Origin of the sequence: Roseovarius indicus (assembly GCF_008728195.1) — a bacterium.
Lineage (GTDB): Bacteria > Pseudomonadota > Alphaproteobacteria > Rhodobacterales > Rhodobacteraceae > Roseovarius > Roseovarius indicus.
In genome coordinates this window covers 23,765-42,037 of the sequence record NZ_CP031600.1, presented here as the reverse complement: position 1 = coordinate 42,037, position 18,273 = coordinate 23,765, and the positions used below count along the sequence as shown (strand labels likewise).

15 protein-coding genes and 3 pseudogenes are annotated in these 18,273 nt (G+C 58.9%); 10 read left to right on the top strand and 8 right to left on the bottom strand.

Annotated features, from left to right (window positions below; all coding sequences use genetic code 11):
- Position 1 precedes the first annotated feature (1 nt).
- The 6 genes and pseudogenes from RIdsm_RS28770 to RIdsm_RS28745 all read right to left on the bottom strand — a co-directional run bounded on the left by RIdsm_RS28770 (position 2) and on the right by RIdsm_RS28745 (position 4,145).
- Positions 2 to 1,375, bottom strand: a complete 1,374-nt coding sequence (locus tag RIdsm_RS28770; protein ID WP_057821548.1) for a M23 family metallopeptidase — start codon at positions 1,373 to 1,375, stop codon at positions 2 to 4.
- Complete coding sequence (locus RIdsm_RS28765; RefSeq protein ID WP_057821546.1) at positions 1,372 to 1,998, bottom strand: SCO family protein; 627 nt, start codon at positions 1,996 to 1,998, stop codon at positions 1,372 to 1,374. The genes RIdsm_RS28770 and RIdsm_RS28765 overlap by 4 nt, the downstream gene beginning before the upstream one ends.
- Positions 1,998 to 2,437: pseudogene (locus RIdsm_RS28760) on the bottom strand (copper chaperone PCu(A)C). Before RIdsm_RS28760 ends, RIdsm_RS28765 begins: the two are co-directional and overlap by 1 nt.
- A gap of 55 nt (positions 2,438 to 2,492) precedes the next feature.
- Positions 2,493 to 3,151, bottom strand: a pseudogene (locus RIdsm_RS28755) (DsbA family protein).
- Entirely contained in the window at positions 3,148 to 3,570 is a 423-nt protein-coding gene (locus RIdsm_RS28750; RefSeq protein ID WP_057821540.1) for a disulfide bond formation protein B, read from the bottom strand. The pseudogene RIdsm_RS28755 and the gene RIdsm_RS28750 overlap by 4 nt, the downstream one beginning before the upstream one ends.
- 5 nt (positions 3,571 to 3,575) lie before the next feature.
- On the bottom strand, positions 3,576 to 4,145 hold the full coding sequence (locus tag RIdsm_RS28745; RefSeq protein WP_057821538.1) for an SCO family protein: 570 nt from the start codon (positions 4,143 to 4,145) through the stop codon (positions 3,576 to 3,578).
- Between the two features lie 622 nt (positions 4,146 to 4,767).
- On the opposite strand from RIdsm_RS28745, the gene RIdsm_RS28740 reads away from it, so the two are divergent.
- From RIdsm_RS28740 to ccmI, 4 genes are read left to right on the top strand one after another with little or no spacing between them, the layout of a single operon-like run.
- Positions 4,768 to 6,759 (top strand): heme lyase CcmF/NrfE family subunit, encoded by a 1,992-nt coding sequence (locus RIdsm_RS28740; RefSeq protein ID WP_057821536.1) that lies wholly within the window; start codon positions 4,768 to 4,770, stop codon positions 6,757 to 6,759.
- 4 nt (positions 6,760 to 6,763) lie between these two features.
- A complete protein-coding gene (locus tag RIdsm_RS28735) occupies positions 6,764 to 7,315 on the top strand; it encodes a DsbE family thiol:disulfide interchange protein (RefSeq protein WP_057821577.1) in 552 nt (183 codons plus the stop codon).
- Positions 7,312 to 7,797, top strand: a complete 486-nt coding sequence (locus RIdsm_RS28730; protein ID WP_057821534.1) for a cytochrome c-type biogenesis protein — start codon at positions 7,312 to 7,314, stop codon at positions 7,795 to 7,797. The genes RIdsm_RS28735 and RIdsm_RS28730 overlap by 4 nt, the downstream gene beginning before the upstream one ends.
- A complete protein-coding gene (ccmI, locus tag RIdsm_RS28725; protein WP_057821532.1) occupies positions 7,794 to 8,945 on the top strand; it encodes a c-type cytochrome biogenesis protein CcmI in 1,152 nt (383 codons plus the stop codon). The genes RIdsm_RS28730 and ccmI overlap by 4 nt, the downstream gene beginning before the upstream one ends.
- Positions 8,946 to 9,044: 99 nt before the next feature.
- On the opposite strand, the gene RIdsm_RS28720 is transcribed toward ccmI, so the two are convergent.
- Entirely contained in the window at positions 9,045 to 11,195 is a 2,151-nt protein-coding gene (locus RIdsm_RS28720; RefSeq protein WP_236553409.1) for a protein-disulfide reductase DsbD family protein, read from the bottom strand.
- A 524-nt stretch (positions 11,196 to 11,719) separates the two neighbouring features.
- Between RIdsm_RS28720 and RIdsm_RS28710 the strand changes: the two genes are divergently transcribed.
- The 5 genes and pseudogenes from RIdsm_RS28710 (at position 11,720) to RIdsm_RS28690 (ending at position 15,662) form a co-directional block, all read left to right on the top strand.
- Positions 11,720 to 12,148 (top strand): MerR family transcriptional regulator, encoded by a 429-nt coding sequence (locus RIdsm_RS28710; protein ID WP_057821575.1) that lies wholly within the window; start codon positions 11,720 to 11,722, stop codon positions 12,146 to 12,148.
- Position 12,149: 1 nt separating this feature from the next.
- Positions 12,150 to 12,476: a YnfA family protein gene (locus RIdsm_RS28705; RefSeq protein ID WP_057821528.1), complete on the top strand. Its 327-nt coding sequence runs from the start codon at positions 12,150 to 12,152 to the stop codon at positions 12,474 to 12,476.
- A gap of 130 nt (positions 12,477 to 12,606) precedes the next feature.
- On the top strand, positions 12,607 to 13,533 hold the full coding sequence (locus RIdsm_RS28700) for a hypothetical protein (RefSeq protein ID WP_057821526.1): 927 nt from the start codon (positions 12,607 to 12,609) through the stop codon (positions 13,531 to 13,533).
- A gap of 3 nt (positions 13,534 to 13,536) precedes the next feature.
- The gene (locus RIdsm_RS28695; RefSeq protein WP_057821525.1) at positions 13,537 to 14,196 is read left to right on the top strand and encodes a Fe2+-dependent dioxygenase; all 660 of its coding nucleotides are present in this window, start codon (positions 13,537 to 13,539) and stop codon (positions 14,194 to 14,196) included.
- Between the two features lie 407 nt (positions 14,197 to 14,603).
- Positions 14,604 to 15,662 (top strand): annotated as a pseudogene (locus RIdsm_RS28690) (IS630 family transposase).
- Between the two features lie 59 nt (positions 15,663 to 15,721).
- Here RIdsm_RS28690 and RIdsm_RS28685 read toward each other — a convergent pair.
- On the bottom strand, positions 15,722 to 17,020 hold the full coding sequence (locus tag RIdsm_RS28685; RefSeq protein ID WP_057821522.1) for an IS701 family transposase: 1,299 nt from the start codon (positions 17,018 to 17,020) through the stop codon (positions 15,722 to 15,724).
- A 201-nt stretch (positions 17,021 to 17,221) separates the two neighbouring features.
- Here RIdsm_RS28685 and RIdsm_RS28680 point away from each other — a divergent pair, with 201 nt between their 5' ends.
- Positions 17,222 to 18,265 carry an IS5 family transposase gene (locus RIdsm_RS28680; protein ID WP_057821520.1) on the top strand — a complete coding sequence of 348 codons (1,044 nt, stop codon included), beginning with the start codon at positions 17,222 to 17,224 and terminating at the stop codon, positions 18,263 to 18,265.
- The last annotated feature ends 8 nt before the right edge of the window (positions 18,266 to 18,273 follow it).

Genomic DNA, 18,273 nt, shown 5'->3' with positions numbered 1-18,273 from the left:
ATCAAAGCCTTTCGGTTGTTGTTTGCACGAATTCGCTGGCGAGCCTCTCAGCCAGTAGCGAGCGTGCCTCAGCCAGTCGCTTAAGCGCAGCCGTGTCGTCCGCGTCCCGCTCGGCCGCCTCTGCCAGTCGGTCGTCAGAGAGAGGATCGGTCGGGCGACCATCGACCAGAACCTCATAATGCAGATTTGGGCCGGTCGCGGTGCCAGTTGCACCGACGCGGCCGATCAAATCTCCGGCCATCACGCGCTGCCCTTGTTCGAGTGTGTCCGGCACCTCGCTGAGATGTGCGTATCGTGTCAGGGTGTCGGATCCATGCGCTATCTCCACCACCCGGCCATATCCACCACGACGTCCGATGAAGCTCACGCGTCCGGGCGCCGTCGCCTTTACCGGCGTGCCGCGCGCCGCAGCAAAATCGACGCCGGTATGCATCCGCACATTGCCATAGACCGGGTGTGTGCGACGGCCGAAGACTGAACTCAACCGCGCCCCTTCCACAGGTTGGGCAAAGACACGCAAGACTTCTCCATCGACATAGATCGTCGCTTGACCGCTGCCGTCGTGCGGCCAGACGATCTCGTAGACCGACCCACCAAGATCCAGCTCAGCGAAGGCAAGCTCGGGCTGACCAATCCTCTTGTTCTCGGCGCGGGCCTCGCGCCAAAGGAGGCGCATCGTCTCGCCACCCGCAAGATCACGACGGAAATCCACGGTGCCGCCCAGCATCTGCGCCAGGTCCACCGCAAAACGGGCGGGGATGTCTGCCGTGTCTAGGGCGGCAAAAATCGAGCTCTCGATCACCGCCTCGCCGGCGAAAGTCACCAATTCGGAGTCCGGCTCCAGCACGCGAGCGGCAAGCTGTTCGCCGAAGACCGCCTCTATCCGGACACCGTCTTCGACGGCGAGTTCTACACGGCGCGGGTTGTCGTCCGTTGTGGAAACCACGGTAATGATGTGACCCGGACGCAGACGGCGCAGATCGTATTCCGCGCCAATCGCCAAGGCGATTTCGGCGCGATCCGAAGCATCCAACCCCGCATCGGAGAGGACCGCATCAAGCGTCTCGCCCGACGCAATCTCGCGCGACCAGGTGACCAGCGGGGGCTCGATAGATGGCAAGGAGGTATCAGCGGGGGAAACGGTCAGGAGGGGCACGGGTCTGAACTCGAATGCGATATCTGTCTGGGCGAGTGTAGGGCGGACCGAATTGATTTCGGCAATCCGGGGCGGCGCGAGCGGATCGGGAGTCCAGAGGGTCGCTTCAGCAATCGAAGGGGGCACCGGTTCTTTGGACAGAACGCCAGAGATGGCGATGGCGGCAACCGAAATCGCGCCTGCGACCGCCACGGCCGCCAAGACAGTTCTTATCTTCATGTTGCCCCCTCTACGTCTTCTGTCAGTGCGCGCCGGATCTTTGGCACCGCGAATTCTCTTGGTTCGTGATAGTCGATCATCGTGACGGGCTCACCCTCGGCATCGAACAGGAATACGCTTGCCGTATGGTTCATCGTATAGCCGCCGCCCTCAGTCGGGACGCGCTCAAATGAGGCACGAAACCCTTCTGCAGCGCGGGCAATCTGGTCTTCCGGCCCCGTCCAGCCACGAATGACCGGATGAAAATAGCCGACATATTCGGCCATGGCCTCGACCGTGTCCCGCTCCGAGTCGACCGTGATGAAGACCACGTTCATCTCTGATGCTTCGTCGCCCAGTTCCTCAAGCCAGCCGGAAATATCCGATAGGGTCGTCGGGCAGACGTCCGGGCAGTAGGTGAACCCGAAAAACACCATTGTCGGACGACCGATCAGGTTGCCAGGCCCTACCTCATTTCCCTGGTGGTCGGTCAGCCGGAATTCCATCGCCGATAGGGGCAGGGGCCGCTGCCCTTTTGGTTCAGGCGCACCGGGCCCGTCCACCCGCCACCAGCCCACGAAGAGAGTCATGCCAAGAACGCCGGCACCGGCTGCGCCGTATAGAAGGAGCTGTCGACGTTGCATCAGCCCTCCGGTCCACGCGCGGCGATCCCGAGGATTGGGACCTCGACCGTCACCTTGCCGCCATCCGAGAAGGTCAGTGTCAGCGGGAAAGTCTCGCCTTCGGTCATCGGCTCTTGCAGCTTCATGAGCATGGCGTGCAGCCCGCCCGGCTCCAATGCCACGCTTTGGCCGGGCTCAATCGTGATCTCGCCTGCAGGCGCCATGGAACTGACGCCATCGGAGTTGGTTTTCGTCTCATGGATCTCGTGCATCATTGCCAGCGGTGTCGCAATTTTGGTCAGCGTAACGGCGTCTTCACCCCTGTTGCGCACGGTCATGTAGGCAGCCCCCGGACGGCTCGTGCCGATCGAGGCGCGGACCACGCGCTCTCGACCACGACATCCTCCGAACCGGCCAGTGCAGGCGCCGACAGGCCCGTGAGTAGTAAGAGAAAGGCCAATCCCTTGATGTGTGGTAGTTTTTTCACGACAATTTCTCCTATCTCTGACCGCGTATCAACTTTGGCTGGCAGCAACTTCCGCCGCCACCAGCCGCCGTAGTTCGGCCTCACCGAACGGGTCTGCGGTTTGGCATTTACGTAAAACGTGGGCGTTTGTCGCACGCCAACCGTTTCGACATCGGCACGGTCTTGGTTCAGCACCGCTACAACATCGGGGGCCAGCATCTGCGTCTGGGCAGCTTCGACATCCAGACCTCCGCTTGCGGCAATCTCAAGGAGCAAACCCGGCTCCGGCGCACCATGGGACGCCCATCGAGGCTGCTCTTGCAAGACCGCTTCGAGCACCGGTTCGAACACGCCCTGCATCCGCGCAGCTTCAAGAACACGGATCGCTTCCACCGAAGCGTCCCCGTGAAAGGCAGTGTATCGAATTACGACACGGACCGCATTACCGTGCTCAGCCATGATATCCTTGACCACGGGATAGAATGCGCGGCACGCCTCGCAAGCTGGATCGAAAAACTCGACAATCGTGACAGGCGCCGTCTCGGGGCCGAGGATCGGGGAATAGGGCCGGATCAGCCCATCGGCCAATTCCGGGTCGACGGGGGCGGCCTCGGCAATCGGCTCGGGGCGGGTTGCGTACCATGCGGCACCGCCGAAACCGGCGGCACCGAGCGCGAGAACGGACAGGATGAGGCCACGTCGTTTCATTCTTGTGTTTCCTTCAGTGAGAGAGCCGACAGCAGACCGATCATCGCGAAGGCGACGAACGCCATTAAAGGAATCGGAATGCCGAAGACCAGTTGATTGTCGTCCGTACAGGACGGGCCGGTCGCCGTGCAGGGCTGGATGCGTTCGGGGACCAGCCCAACATAGAGGCCCATATGCCAAAACGCGACGGCGGCACCGCCCAAGGCCAGCGCGACCCCATAGCGACCCACACGCCGGTCCTGCCACCAGAGCCCGAGCCCGAGGATGATGGCTAAGGGGAACATAAAAGCGCGCTGAAACCAGCAAAGCACGCAAGGTGTCTGCCCCAGAACCTCACCGATGAAAACCACGGCAAGCGACGCGGTGAGCGCGATAATCCAGGCCAGCCCGAGGGCCGTCTCTCCGGAAAGTCGGGTCATGACGATCAGATCCTCTCTCTCAGATCGGCGAGGATCTCTTCGGCGGGCGTTCCATAGGGCCAGGAATCCGCGAAGCCTGCTTGCGTGTCGAAAAGGAACAGGTGAGATGTGTGCCCCATTGTATAGCCATCCGGCGCGCTGTCCTCTTCGATTCGTTCGAAGTAAATCGGAAAGGTTTCAGATGTCGCGGCGATCTGATCGGATGTGCCGGTTAGACCGATTATGCCCGCGTCAAAACGCGGCACGAAGTCGGCAAGAGCCATTGGGGTATCCCGTTCGGGATCGATCGTTATGAAAATCGGCTGAACCATTGCCGCCTCATCGCCCAAGCCCTCCATCACGGCCGCGACTTCGGACAGTGTGGTCGGACAGACGTCAGGGCAATTGGTGAAGCCAAAGAAAACCAGCATCCAGCGCCCTGCGAAATCTTCGTCGGTTTGGACCATGCCCCGATGATCGGTCAGTTCGAAATCAGCAAGAAACGGCGGTTCATTCTCGGCTCGGGCAAGGTCGGCACGGTAGTCGGACCATAGCAACAGCCAGATGAAAACGAACGCCGCCACGCCCGCAAACATCCACAATACATTCTGAAGACCTGAAAGTCTCACGCCGCTCCGCCCGAAGTAATCTCTGTATTTCGTGTGAGTTTACATCCTCTAGCTACTGTAGGTTCAAGCGTGATTCCTGACCTGCGGCAGCACGTCACGCACCTGTGAAGTCAATGCTCTCTTTTCAGCGCTTCAAAACCTGCCGTCACTCAATGTTTCGCTGCTTCGTCTGACCCTACGGGTGGCCATCGAGGGAAGGCAACGGCAAGTTCCGCTAAATCCGACGCCTGCGGAAAACGGACCTGCAGATATAAAGCTGCTACGCAGATGCACTGCAAGCATGAGTCATTTTTTAAGGTATCAGTCTAGAATAACGCTTGAACCTACAGCGACTGCAGGAACTACAAACAACGCGAATCAACTGTCGGATTCTGCTCACGGCATGCACGCACAAAGAACTTCATCCCACTCGGTTTTCCGCCCACCCCCATCCCGTTTGCGATTCACAGAAGCGAACACAGGCGGAAAGTGGAGAATGTCGCGATATGATCTCACTAGAATGAACGATGAACGATGATCATGCTGAATTCCCCCAATGCGGAAACCTCGTCCGGCTCGGATGCAGAAGCGCTACTCAGGAGAACGCAAAATGACACCTGAGATCGGACAATTCGCACTTATCCTGGCGCTTGCCGTCGCGATTGTTCAAAGCATCCTGCCAATTGTCGGGGCAAGCACGGGGCGCGTGCTTTGGATGGAAAGTGCCAAGACGACAGCCGCGCTGCAGCTGGTGTTGGTTGCCATGGCATTCGGGGCACTCATGCGATCATTTGTTGTCAGTGACTTCACGGTTCGAAACGTGGTGGAGAATTCCCACTCGCTGAAGCCGATGATCTTCAAGTTTGCGGGCACCTGGGGCAGTCACGAAGGGTCCCTACTTCTCTGGACCCTTATTCTCGTTATTTTCGGGGCTGGGGTCGCGCTGCTGGGCAGAAACATTCCGGCGGGTCTCAAGGCACGAACGTTGTCCGTTCAAGCCTGGATCAGCGTCGGTTTCCTGAGCTTCATGCTTTTCACGTCCAATCCGTTCGAGCGAGTTTTCCCGCCGCCTCTGGATGGCACGGATCTTAACCCGCTTCTGCAGGACATCGGGTTGGCGATGCATCCCCCGCTCTTGTATTTTGGGTATGTCGGCTTCTCGATCGTCTTCTCCTTCGCGGTCGCGGCTCTGATAGAGGGCCGGGTGGATCCCGCATGGGCGCGTTGGGTGCGGCCATGGACTCTGACGGCCTGGATCAGCCTCACTGCAGGGATCGCACTCGGCTCTTGGTGGGCCTATTACGAACTTGGCTGGGGTGGCTGGTGGTTTTGGGACCCGGTTGAAAACGCATCCTTCATGCCATGGCTTCTGGGCACGGCACTCCTGCACTCGGCTATTGTCACGGAAAAGCGGGATACGTTCAAAAGCTGGACCATTCTTTTAGCCATCCTGACCTTTTCACTGTCACTTCTGGGGACATTTATCGTCCGGTCCGGCATTTTGACATCTGTTCACGCGTTTGCGGTTGACCCTGCGCGCGGTGTGTACATTCTAGGCCTTCTTGGTTTGACAATTGTGGGATCTCTGACGCTCTACGCATGGCGCGCGCCTCAGCTTGGATCGGGTGGCATCTTTCGGCCAATCAGCCGCGAGGCTGGGCTTTTGCTCAACAACCTTCTGCTCGCGACCGCAACGGCGACCGTCCTTTTTGGAACACTCTATCCATTGTTTGTGGAAGCGGTGACTGAAGAAAAGATCTCTGTCGGACCACCGTATTTCAACGCGACGTTTATCCCTTTCATGCTGCCGCTCGTCATTATAATGGGAGTTGGCCCATTCCTGTCTTGGAAACGGGCCGATCTTCCCGGTATCTGGCAGCGGCTGCGTTTGGTTTTTGGTATCGCGATTGGTGTTGCGGGGATCGTTTGGTACCTTCAGACAGACGGGCCCCTGCTTGCAGTGGTCTCAATAGGGATTGCAGCCTGGGTTTTTTTTGCGACGTTGCGCGAATGGGCAATGCGCATCAAGCTCTTTGATCTACCGCTTTCTCAGTCGCTGCGTCGCGCGCGGAACCTGCCGCGCGCTGCGCACGGTATGACGCTCGCGCATCTTGGCGTTGCAATGCTTGTGCTTGGGTTCGTAGGTTCAACTGCTTGGAAGGAAGAACGTGTTCTTTTCGCAGAACCGGGGACGACCGTAGAAATCGCCGGTTTTGACGTAATATTTGACGGCGTCGAATGGTTGCGTGGTCCAAACTACATCGCACAACAAGGCCAGCTTCGCGTCTTGAAAGATGGACGGGAGATTACGCTTCTTCGTCCGGAGCGCAGAAATTATCCAGTTGCGGGGACGTCCACAACCGAATCTGCAATCCGATCAACGCTCAGAGGTGATCTCTACGTCACCATCAGTGAGCCTGCGGCCAAAACGGCGTCGGGCCAGTGGAATTTGCGCATTCTCTACGAACCACTGGTTAATTGGATATGGATCGGAGCGACGATGCTGGTGCTTGGCGGGTCCCTTTCGCTATCGGACCGGAGATTGCGGGTGGGTGCGCCGTCGCCAAAGAGCCGGTCGTCAGCGCTTCAACCGGCGGAATGATATGATGAAGAAAATCCTTCTCGCGATGCCAGCGCTGGTCGCAGTGGTCTTGGGTGGTTTCTTGTTCTGGGGGCTCAACCCAGACCGTGATCCTAACGCAATCCCTTCCGCTTTGGTCTCCGAACCAGTTCCGGATTTTGAACTCCCACCGGTAGAGGGCACGCAGACACCCGGACTGTCGACCGCAGCCCTTCGTAGCATTGGCGAGCCGGTTTTGGTCAATGTATTCGCTTCATGGTGCGTGCCCTGTCGTGCTGAGCATGCGGTGCTCACCAAGTTTGTCGAACAGGACGGTGTTCGGCTGATGGGGATCAACTACATGGACAAATCAGCAGATGCAGCCAATTGGCTGGAGGAGCTTGGCAACCCCTATGAGAGGATCGGATCAGACAGCGAAGGCCGCGTCGGGATTGAGTGGGGTATCTCCGGCGTACCGGAGACTTTCGTGATCGATGGAACGGGGATCGTAGTCTATCGCTATGTTGGTCCCATTGTGACGCCAGAGGCACAGGATGAAATTCGTGCTGCGTTGGCCGCAGCAGGTGGTCAATCATGAAGGGTTGGCTCTATTCACTGGTGCTGGTGCTTGCCGCGACAACCGCGGCATGGGCTGTGGAGCCAGATGAGTTGCTGGATGATCCGGTGCTTGAGTCGCGCGCCCGGGAGCTCTCAAAGCAGTTACGCTGCGTTGTCTGCCAAAATCAGGACATCGATAGCTCGAATGCGGGTGTTGCCCGAACGATGCGCACCTTGCTGCGCGAACGTCTGATTGCAGGTGAAACAGATGACGAGATCATTGCGTTTTTCGTAGATCGCTACGGTGACTTCGTCCTTTTCAGGCCGCGACTGAAACCCGCCACGTATCTGTTGTGGTTCGGCCCTGCGGTTCTTTTTGCCGTTGGGATTGGCGTTGTCTTTGTCACAATCAGGCGCCGAAGCAGGGCGGTTCTTGATGGCACTGCTGATCCACTGAGCCCCGATGAAGAGCGTGAGTTCGAGGCCATTTTTAATGAAAATGAAGGACGGAGAAACCCATGATTTGGTTGGTGTTAGGCGCTATGGCATCCATCACTGTCCTTCTGTTCTTGTCCGGTCTCTATCGAACGGGTGAAGTCCTGAACAGAAAGGATGGAGCGTTGGTTATCCTCAAGGATCAGCTTTCCGAAATTGATACTGATCAGGAGCGGAATCTGATATCCGTTACCGAGGCCGACGCGGCCAGGGTTGAAATCAAACGCCGCATTCTGGCTGCCGGTCGGCTTGCGACACGTGAGTCGTCGCGCGCAAGTGGGCGAAGCACCATCTTCGCGTCCGCCATTGCCACGCCATTGGTAGCCTTCGCTCTGTATTCTCAAATCGGCTCGCCACAGATCGAAAGCCAGCCTCTGGCGTCTCGCGCATATGAAACCGAGGAAGCCGCAAACCTCGCGGAGCTGACCCAGAAATTAAAAGCCCGTCTTCAAGCAGACGAGTCGGGTGGTCCAAGCGAAGGTTGGCGTCTGCTCGGTCAGACTTACATGCGCATGGGTCGCTACGACGCTGCTGTCGATGCATTCGAACACGTCGCTGTTCGCGATGATGCAGGTATCGCTACTCTATTACAATTTGCCGAGGCCTTGATCGCAGCCGAGAATGGGGTCGTGACGCCGCAAGCGGAAAGCGTGATCGAACGTGCATCAGAGATGGACCCTGATGATCCAGGCCCAATTTTCTATAGGGCCCGGATCCTCGAACAGGAAGGGGTTCCAGATGAAGCGAGGGCGCTTTTGATCGAGCGTCTCAAGAGAGCGGATCGCGCCTATCCGTGGATGGAGCTTTTCCTGTCTGTCGCCAACCGATTGGGGGAACAGGTCGGAGAGAACCCTGTCACCCAAGCTGATTTCATTCCGGACTCACGGGACGCACGTGGCCCCCGTGCGGTCGATATCGAGGCCGCACAGGATATGTCAGTCGAGGAGCGCAGCGCTTTTGTCCGCTCCATGGTTGACCGCTTGGCGGCGCGATTGTTGGATGACCCAGACAATCTTGAAGGATGGCTTCGGCTCGCGGAGGCGTACAGTGTGTTGGGTGACTTTGATGCTGCCCAGAACGCCGCCGGCAAAGCGCGCAGCTTGGCCGAAAGCCTTCCGGAAACCGACCCGACGCGTGCCGCCGCCACGGCCCGATTGGATCGGATCAAAGAATAAATTGGGGCCGCGAGGTCTCAGATACATAACAGCTTTCCCTTCACCTGAAACTGAACGATTGCAGGTTCTGCCTCTCTTGAGCAATGCAACGGCACTGTTTCATCGTTTTCGGACAGCGCTGAGATTGGCAGCCGACAGCGCTTCGAGAACCGCATCCACGGATAGCAATTCAGATAAAATGATGCCTTCAGGCGCATCTGGACCGTAGACGATGTTGAACGGAATTGCGTATCTGCCGTGTGCCTCGAGATAGGATTGGATTGTCGCGTCCGGTCGCGTCCAATCCGCGCGCATTGCAATCACGCCTTCCCCGCCAAGTGCTCCAAAAACTGGTTCACGATCTAGGACCAGGGTTTTGTTTGCTTTGCAAGTGATGCACCAATCCGCAGTAACGTCCACGAATACAGTTTTGCCCTGCGACACTTCACGCGCGATCCGGGACCGGTCGAACTCGACCCAGTAAGAAGCGATCGAGTTTGTTACATCAGCGGGCCTATTTGGCAGCAGTGCGGGGGCCGCCAATGTCATGCCCAAAACCGCAGTCATTCCCCACAGCAAACCGTTACTGGGCTGAACCTGATAGGCTCTCGCAGCCAGTACGATGAGCCCAAGACCCAGCAGCACGAGGCCTGTGAGGGTTGGCGACGTCACACCAATCAAGACCCAGCATAGCCATGCAACGGTTCCGGCAAGCAGCAATCCGAGAACAATTTTCAAGCTTATCATCCAGGGTCCCGGTTTGGGCAGTCGGGACAGGAAACCAGGCCAAGCGGCAACCAGAATATATGGCAGTGCAAGCCCAATCCCCATCGCTGTGAAAACCGCAAGTATATCGCCTGTCGTGCCAGAAAGGGCGAAGGCAATGGCTGTCCCCAGCAACGGGGCGGAACAAGGCGTTGCAAGTATCGCAGCCAGAGCGCCAGTGGAGAAGTCTTCGGCATACCCCCGCCCAAAGCGGCCAGATAGCCTAGCCATCCAGCTGCTGGGCAAAGAAATTTCAAAAACTCCAAACAAATTTGCCGCAAAGAGTCCGACAACGAGAATGAGTGCAATCAGGAAATATGCATTCTGAAACTGCACGCCCCACCCAACGGCATATCCGAGCGTCTGCAGCGCTATGACCGCCAAGGCCAGCACCCACATGAAAGCAACAGTTCCCCCAGCCGTAGCGATAAACCCCGCGCGCAATTGTGAAACGGAGCGATTCTTCATTCGGAGCGCCGATCCGAATTTGATCGATAGAACGGGCAAGACGCATGGCATTAAGTTCAGTATCAACCCTCCCAGGAAGGACAGCAAGAGAATCGGGAAAAACTGACCCCTATCTTGGCTGGTCTCGGATGCGTAAGGTGGCGCAGGTACAACGTCGGTAGTGTTCACATCATCGAATGTAACCGCGACATCCTCGTCTACGACCGTAATTCGAAGGGAGGTTTGTTCCTCGCTTAACGCGAGAATCGGGATACTTGCCCAGAGACCGGTGCGATCACTTGTAAGGCGGATGTCGGGTGCGCCGAATGCAGAGCCTGCACCAAACTCTGGAAAAAGATCGGGATTGTTCCAGCCAGAAGGCCGCGTCATTTGAACAACCAATGCCTGATCCTGCTTCAGCGATGCGCCCGAGACCGCTATTGCACTTTCTGGCCCTGCAACAGGTACGCGAGCGGCCCATGTCGCGATATCGGTCGCGGCTTTCGCATCGACGCCCGTTCCCAATGGCACAGGGAGTGTCAATTCAAACCTTTCCGGAATGCACACATTGGAGCAGATCAGCAGATCGACGAGTCCCTTCAGCTCGGCCGCTCTATCAGAGTTCGCAAGCCGCAACTGCAATGGAAATATTACTTGTTTGGCATAGCCGAAATTTTCAATTCCGAAGGCGCGGAAACGCGTGGGTGCGGGCCAAAGCATGTCGACGGATTCAAGGTTTGTGGACCCCTCCCAATCGATCTCCGGCGGCAGGCCAACCTCGCCTGGCGACCGCCAGTACGCTTTCCATCCTTCCTCCAGTTCAATCTTCAAACCCGCCGAAAGGAACTGCGATCCTGGGGCGATTCCTGCTTCCGCGACGATCAAACGTGCCGTCAGTACTTCGGAACGATACGCATTGGATTCCAAGGCGCGAACAGGGCTTGCCACTAAAACAAGAAAGAGTGCGAGACCGACAAGCAATCCCTGATACCCTGCCAAAGTTATACGCATATTCTGACCTCTTTTTTCTTCGCGCTCAGTCTCGGGAAGTTGCTGCAACGTGCTGTTCCCGAACGCGTTGCGGTGCCGTCGACCCCTCAAACAGTGGGCACAGCTAAGGGTCCGAATTACGAGGCAACAGCGATGCTCATTTAAGCTTCCTGCAAAACAGTCTCTTTATCTGCGTCAAACACAAATTTGACCCGCTCTCCATGGTGCCGCGCTTATAGGCTAGCGCCGTTTAAAGGTTAGTCCTCAACTAACTTTTCACGGTACCTCCGTAGTTCGCCCGTCGAGTCTCGAAGCTGGGCGACAAAATAGTCAAACCACAGGAACAGCCAGATGAAAACGAACGCGGTCACGCCCGCAAGCACCCACAACACCTTTTGAAGACCTGAAAGCCTCACGCCGCTCCGCCCGAACGTGATTCTCTATTGTGTGTGCGTTTACATCCTCTAGCTACTGTAGGTTCAAGCGCGATTGTCATCGATCGGCCAACAATCACCGACCTGTGAAACTAAGGTGAAGCTTGTGATGCGCACCGCATAAAGCTACACCCACTGTAGGTAATGTGGGGAGCGGAAATGCTGACGATTGGGACGCTGGCGAAGAAGACCGGAACAAAAGTGCAGACCATCCGGTATTACGAGCAGATCGGACTTATGCCTGAGCCCGGCAGGACCGAGGGGGGCCAACGACGCTATGGCGACGCCGAACTCGACCGCTTGTCATTCGTCCGGCACGCACGGCAATTGGGATTCGCGTTGGACGCGATCCGTGAGCTCCTCGATCTCAGCGATCATCCGGGAAAGTCCTGCGCGGAGGCGGATGCTATAGCCCGTCGGCAACTCAAACAGGTCGAGCAACGATTGGCGCGGCTCGAGGCGCTGCGGACGGAATTGAAGCGGATGGTGCATGAGTGCAGCGGCGGGCAAACTTCAGACTGCCGTGTGCTCGAGGTACTGCGCGACCATTCCGAATGCCTGACCGACCATGAAGAGATCGGCGCCTGAGATGCCCGCTGCGCTTGCCTTTCCGCTCGCGGCACTTGCCGAAATTGCAGGGTGTTTCGCCATCTGGGCCTGGTGGCGTCTCGGTGCCTCAGCACTTTGGATTGTGCCTGGCATTGCCGCACTCGTGGTGTTCGGATGGCTCCTGGCGCAGGTAGAGACTGTCGCCGCAGGCCGCGCATTCGCAGCCTATGGTGGCGTCTATATAGCGTCCTCGGTTCTGTGGATGTGGTTGGCCGAAGGACATAGGCCTGATAGGTGGGATCTTCTTGGCACAGCCGTTTGTTTGCTGGGGGCGACAGTCATTCTTGCCGCCCCGCGTGGGGTGTGACCGCTCTTCGCGTCAAAGAGACAGACGCTGTTGTTCAACGGCTACCGGCTGGAACATGCAAGGCAATTTTTGAGGATTGGCAAATCCGAGTATTTTAGTCACCTAAAGCTTATCTAGCATGGAGAAAGTAATGGCTCAGAACAAATCGGTACAGCCACGCCGCGTTGTCGCACGGCGCATATCAACCCTCGGCGGTCTCGCCGCATTGAGTGCAGCAGGTGCAATCGCGCCCGATCTGGCGGCGGCAGGGGACCTGCGAAATGACGGGACCTACCTGCTGGCCCAAGCCGAAGGAGAAGGCGAGGGCGAAGCCAGCGCTGGTGGCGAAGGTGAAGGTGAAGGCGCGTCCAGCCTCGATCCCGACATCGCGTTCCTGAGCGGGCTGTCCTTCATTGAAGGCCATATCTGCGCCGGTCTGGCACTCTACGAGGCAGGCGATCTGGAGGCCGCGCGCACTCATGTCGGTCACCCGATCGAGGAAAAATATGATGCCGTGGCCGAAGAGTTGGAAGAGCAGGGCCTGAGCCGCCTGCGTGGAGAGATCGAGGCGCTGGCCGCCGCCGCCGAAGCCAGGGCTGATTACGCCGAACTCGAAGCCCTGTTCGCCAAGGTGCGCGCGACGCATGAAGAAGCCCGCGCCAATTATACCCCAGCCCAGCAGGTCGCCGGACTGGTCGCACTGACCCGCACTGCAGGCGATGAATACACCGTGGCCGTCAAGGGCGGCGAGGTATCGAACCTGCACGAGTACCAGGATAGCTGGGGCTTCCTCCGGGTCGTCGAGACCGAGGCCGGGCAGATGACCGACAGCGACGATCCGGCTGTTGCGGACGTCGCTGCGGCCCTTCTTGAACAGGTCGCCGCCACCGAGGCTGCCTATGGCGACATCCAGGGAGAGGGCGACTTTGAGATGGATCCCTCGATCATTTACGGTGCAGCCGCGCGCATGGAGCTTGCCGCGCTTGAACTGGACGCTGGCGAAGGTGAAGGTGAAGCCAGCGCCGGTAGCGAAGGTGAAGGCAAAGCCAGCGTCGGTGGCGAAGGCGAGAGCCAGTAGACCATGACTATCGTTATCACCGATGTGCTGAACGCACAGGATTTGGCGGCCCTGCAAGGGGCCGCCAATTCTCTTGACTACGAAGACGGCCGCGCAACCGCAGGGCGCTATGCGCGAGACGTCAAGTCCAACCTGCAGGCCAAGAAATCGCCACAACTTGATGCGATTTTCGAAAAGGTGCGCAAGGCCCTGAACGCGAACGAAATCGTCAAATCGGTGGCGCGTCCGCGTAAATATGCGCGTATGCTCTTGTCGCGATATCGCGGAGGCATGACTTACGGCACCCATGTTGACGACCCGACCATGAACGGGAACCGCACGGATCTTTCCTTTACGCTCAGCCTGACCGCGGCCGACGTCTATACCGGCGGGGAATTGGTCATGGAAGACGCGATGGAAGACCGTGCCATCAAGCTGTCTGCCGGAGAGATGGTGCTCTACCCGACATCAACGCTGCATCGCGTGGAGCCGGTCACCGAGGGCGAGCGCGTGGCGGTGGTCGGCTGGATCACAAGCTGGGTTCGCGACCCGGCCCGCCGAGAAATCTTGCATGATCTCGATGTCGCTGCGCGCGCTCTTCATGATGCAGAGGGCAAGACCCCGGCCTTCGACCGCGTGTTCAAGGCCAAGGCCAACCTGTCGCGCATGTGGTACGCGGACTGACTGAAAAGAATCGGGCAGCCGTGCCTGGTCGGTCTGGGCACGGCTCTGAGTTCGCGCGCATCTTTGGCGACGAAGTCATCTTCGTGCAGACTGGGATCCCATCTTCCAGTCCCGGAAAATCGCCGCAGGTTCCGATCTCCGTTGCTGAACGCTAGAAGCTGACTTGTCGCGACTGGCCCCAGGGCGATACGACGCGCGACAAACATTGGCGCAGACAAGGGACGTATTGAATATTCGAAATCTCCGGTGTCGGGATCATTGAAGAGGTTGCCGGTTGGGTTCGTATTTGTGCTTTATCGTATTGCGCCGCTCTGCCGGGTGTCGAATTCGCTTGAACCTATAGCAGCTGGTTACCCGGAACCATATTTCGTATCATTGTCAGAAATATATGAGGAGACGATGCGATTGTGGGGCGTGTGGCGGACGAGGTGGTTCTAAACGACGAGAAGCGAACCTTTCTGGCGGCACAGGTTCGGCGGCAAAAGGCGGCGCAATTGCTTTCGGACCGATGCCGTATAATCCTGCTCTGTTCGGAGGGGTTGCAAAACAAAGAAGTCGGTGCCCGGCTCGGATTCCATGAACACACTTTCTGAAAATGGCGCCGGCGTTTCGTGAAGGATCGGATCGAAGGGCTCACCGATGAATACCGCCCCGGTCGGCCGCGCACTGTGTCTGTCGCGCAGGTGGCCGAGGTGATCGAGCGCACGCTGAATACGGCACCCATTGGTCGATCCGGACCATGGCGGCCGAGACGGGCCGGTCGCACACCAAGATCCGCAGGATCTGGACCGCCTTCGGCCTGCAACCCCACCGGAGCGAGACGTTCAAGCTGTCCACTGATCCGTTGTTCGTCGACAAGGTGCAGGACGTCGTCGGTCTCTACATGTCGCCGCCGAACCGAGCCATCGTGTTGTGCGTGGAGGCGAAATCCCAAATCCTGGCATTGGACCGCGAGCGTCCGGTGCCGCCTAGCGGAGAACCCTTACCTATGTCCTTCACGGAACAACCTCGCTGTTCGCTGCGCTCGACATCGCAACAGGCGCGGTGATTGAGAAATGCGACAAGCGCCACCGGGCGACTGACTTCCTCGATTTTCTGAGAAAATCGACGCAGCGGTGCCGGAAGGGCCGGACGTGCATCTGGTGATGAACAACTACGCCACGCACAAGACGCCGAAAATTAAGGCTTGGCTGTCCCGCCGTCCGCACTGGCACATCCACTTCACCCCGACATCTGCCAGCTAGATAAACCAAGTGGAACGTTGGTTCGCGGAACTGACCCGCAAGCAGTTGCAACGCAGTGTGCATCGCTCCACCACCGAACTGGAGGCCGACATCGTCGCCTTTATCGAGACCCATAGTGAAAATCCCAAACCCTACAGATGGGTCAAGTCCGCCGATGATATCCTCGCATCCGTCAAACGGTTCTGCCAGCGAACGCAGCAGACACTATGCGTCGAACTTTAGATTCAGATGACTAGCACTACTTTGGCAGAATTTTTTCTGGGCGTTCTGCGATGAGCCTTTCACAATGAGGGCAGCGAATAGGCGGTGGACGCGCCAGGATGTCGAGGATGGCTTGCCTGACGGCTGGCATGGTTGGTTGCGGGGGTGGTCCGGGGACTCTTTTTTCCCCGTCCCGCAGCCTTGAGGCGGCGGGATTGCAGGAAGGCGTAGGCGATCATCGTCATCAGTGCGTGTCGGTGAAGACCCGTCCAGGACCGCCCCTCGAAATGATCGAGACCAAGTTCCTCCTTGAGTTGTTGATGCGCCTGTTCGCAGATCCATCGGGCCTTGACGGCGGCGGCGAGCGTCTTGAGGCAGGTGCCGGCTGGCAGGTTCGAGGCGTAGTATTTCCGCTCGCCGGTCGCACGGCGTTCGCCGATCAGCCAAACCTCCTCGTCACCGGGCATGGCCTGCACACGGCCATCTGCCATGCGATGCCGGTGGCCATCGACGATGCGGACACGGGTTGCGGCGAACTGGCAATTCAGCCTGCCTTTGGTCCCACGCCTCCAGCTGACCTTCCGCCATTTCTCGTCCCCCAGCATCTGTTCGGCGGAAACGGCAACGCGGTCGGGGAGGTGATATTTGCGGCGCCGACCGCGCCCGGCCTCGGGAAAGACCAGCCCGACATCCGCCGGATAGACGTTCTGGCGTCGCGACAGGCCGACCGCCCAGGTGAGGCCGCGCGTGCTCAGAGCCTGGCGGAAAGGCCCGCTCGATCCGTAACCCGCATCGGCCAGCACACAGCCGAAGCGGACACCCGCAGCCCTCACCCGGTCGATCTCCTCGATGGCAATCTCAGGTTTGCTCAGGGCCGTTCGCCGATCTTCCGGCACCCGGGCTCGGGCCATGCGGTCGGGATCGTTGATCCAGACCTCTGGGAGAAACAGCCGCAACCCCACTGCCACCGGCACCTCGCGCGAGGCCAGTGTTACCGAGACCAGCGACTGACAATTCGCGGTCTTGCCCAGCGATGAGGCATATTGCGGCGCAACCCCGACCGAGCGTTCGCCCTTCTTCGGCAGACAGGTATCATCAATGACCAGAAAGGCCTCCTCGCCGCCAACCAGCCTGTCGGCCTCGGCCAGCAAGGCCGCCTCCAGCGGCGCGCTGTCCCAGACCCCGTCGGCGATGAAATGATGCAGTTGGTCATAGCTGACCGCCCCGTCCCGCGCCGCCATCGGCTGCACGCTCTTGCGATCGCCCGGGCCAATCAGCCCGGCAACATAGGCCGGACACATCCGCCCCCGCGTCTTGTGCCCAAGCGCCGCAACAAACGGCGACAGCCAGGTCTCCAGATCGCTCCGCCAGTTCCCCATAATCCGCCAGCCTCCCTCAAAGCTGGCTCCCTATAAATCACCCAAAACGCCTCCCGTGAATCCGGAGATTATCGGATCAGAAAAAATCTGCCAAAGTAGTGCTAGGGTCAAGATGCATTGATTGTAGGGCACCTCTAAAAATTGCCCTGATCCCGCCGCTGCGGTATAATCGTGAGGTGAACTGGCAGCGGGGGCACGACGATGGCACAGATGGGTTTATTTGATCTTTCGGACCGCTACGCGAGCCGTGACGCCAAGAAGGATCCGCTGGTTGAGGTCGATGCCGCCGTGCCGTGGGAGGAGTTTCGCCCGGCTCTTGAGCGGGTCTGGCGCAAGCCGGATGCGGATCGCAAGTCCCGCGCGGGGCGCAAGCCGATGGACGCGGTACTGATGTTCAAGACGCTGGTCCTGAGCGCGCTTTACAACCTGTCCGACGACCAGATCGAATATCAGGTCCGCGACCGGCTCTCGTTCATGCGCTTCCTTGGGCTGGGGCTCGGGGACCGGGTGCCGGACGCCAAGACGGTGTGGCTCTATCGAGACGCACTGGCGCAGGCGGGCAAGGTGGAGGAGCTGTTCAAGCTGTTCGACGGCCATCTTGAACGGCAGGGCTATATCGCGCGGGGTGGGCAGATCCTGGACGCGTCCATCGTGCCGGTGCCGCGCAACCACAACACGCGCGACGAGAACGCGGCGATCAAGACAGGCGAGGTTCCCGAGGATTGGGAAGACAAGCCCGCCAAGCGCAGCCAGAAAGACGTGGACGCGCGCTGGACCAAGAAGCACGGCAAAAGCCATTATGGTTATAAGAACCACGTCAACGTGGACCGAAAACACAAGCTGGTCCGGCGCTACCACGTCAGCGATGCCGCCCTGCACGATAGCCAGGCAGTGGATCACCTGCTGACGCGGGGCAATACCGGCTCGGGCGTGTGGGCGGATGCGGCCTATCGGTCCGAGGAAATGGAGGCAAAGCTGCGCGCGCTCGAGCTGAAAAGTCACATCCACCGCAAGGGCAAGCGGGGCAAACCACTGACCGACCAGGCCAAGGGCAGCAACCGGCCGAAATCCCGCGTGCGGGTCCGGGTGGAACACGTCTTCGGCGCGCAGACCAACGACATGGGCGGGACGCTGGTGCGGACCATCGGGCTGGTGCGGGCCACGGCCAGGATCGGGCTGAAAAATCTCGCCTACAACATGCGCCGCCTCTGCCAGTTGCGCCGCATCAACCCGTGTCCGGTATGAAAATCGGG

What these genes read in the sequence shown, in the direction of transcription:
- RIdsm_RS28710 (WP_057821575.1), top strand. Translation starts at nt 11,720, where the DNA reads ATGCTGACGATTGGGACGCTGGCGAAGAAGACCGGAACAAAAGTGCAG.
- RIdsm_RS28735 (WP_057821577.1), top strand. Translation starts at nt 6,764, where the DNA reads ATGAAGAAAATCCTTCTCGCGATGCCAGCGCTGGTCGCAGTGGTCTTG.
- RIdsm_RS28765 (WP_057821546.1), bottom strand. Translation starts at nt 1,998, where the DNA reads ATGCAACGTCGACAGCTCCTTCTATACGGCGCAGCCGGTGCCGGCGTT.
- RIdsm_RS28685 (WP_057821522.1), bottom strand. Translation starts at nt 17,020, where the DNA reads ATGGGGAACTGGCGGAGCGATCTGGAGACCTGGCTGTCGCCGTTTGTT.
- RIdsm_RS28680 (WP_057821520.1), top strand. Translation starts at nt 17,222, where the DNA reads ATGGCACAGATGGGTTTATTTGATCTTTCGGACCGCTACGCGAGCCGT.
- RIdsm_RS28750 (WP_057821540.1), bottom strand. Translation starts at nt 3,570, where the DNA reads ATGACCCGACTTTCCGGAGAGACGGCCCTCGGGCTGGCCTGGATTATC.
- RIdsm_RS28770 (WP_057821548.1), bottom strand. Translation starts at nt 1,375, where the DNA reads ATGAAGATAAGAACTGTCTTGGCGGCCGTGGCGGTCGCAGGCGCGATT.
- ccmI (WP_057821532.1), top strand. Translation starts at nt 7,794, where the DNA reads ATGATTTGGTTGGTGTTAGGCGCTATGGCATCCATCACTGTCCTTCTG.
- RIdsm_RS28700 (WP_057821526.1), top strand. Translation starts at nt 12,607, where the DNA reads ATGGCTCAGAACAAATCGGTACAGCCACGCCGCGTTGTCGCACGGCGC.
- RIdsm_RS28730 (WP_057821534.1), top strand. Translation starts at nt 7,312, where the DNA reads ATGAAGGGTTGGCTCTATTCACTGGTGCTGGTGCTTGCCGCGACAACC.
- RIdsm_RS28695 (WP_057821525.1), top strand. Translation starts at nt 13,537, where the DNA reads ATGACTATCGTTATCACCGATGTGCTGAACGCACAGGATTTGGCGGCC.
- RIdsm_RS28745 (WP_057821538.1), bottom strand. Translation starts at nt 4,145, where the DNA reads ATGTTTGCGGGCGTGGCGGCGTTCGTTTTCATCTGGCTGTTGCTATGG.
- RIdsm_RS28740 (WP_057821536.1), top strand. Translation starts at nt 4,768, where the DNA reads ATGACACCTGAGATCGGACAATTCGCACTTATCCTGGCGCTTGCCGTC.
- RIdsm_RS28705 (WP_057821528.1), top strand. Translation starts at nt 12,150, where the DNA reads ATGCCCGCTGCGCTTGCCTTTCCGCTCGCGGCACTTGCCGAAATTGCA.